The 287-nt window shown below is 62.4% G+C and carries 1 pseudogene; it reads left to right on the top strand.

What is annotated here, in order from left to right:
* Positions 1-216, top strand: a pseudogene (locus tag P0G09_RS20555) (hypothetical protein); the annotation flags it as partial.
* Between the last annotated feature and the right edge of the window lie 71 nt (positions 217-287).

The raw sequence follows: 287 nt of genomic DNA on the forward strand, positions 1-287 counted from the left end.
TTTGATGCCGCCCGTGCAGGCGATGCACTGGCCGCCCGTGAGGTGGACGAGATGACCGACACCCTGGGCATGGCGCTGGCCTCTATTGCCTCCACCACCGACCCCGAGATCCCTGCGCCGCAAGGTCACGGCATGGCTTGCCGCGATTTTGCTGGTCACCATGCTTTCCACTGGCATTGCTACCATGGCAGGTCAGTGGACGGTGCGCTCCTTTGATACGCTACTGGCCGACAACGCCGTCTGCTACACGGTGCAGAACGCCCTCAAGGACGAAGCACAAGCCTTTG

It is taken from the genome of Faecalibacterium sp. DFI.5.82, assembly GCF_029076575.1.
Lineage (GTDB): Bacteria > Bacillota > Clostridia > Oscillospirales > Ruminococcaceae > Faecalibacterium > Faecalibacterium duncaniae.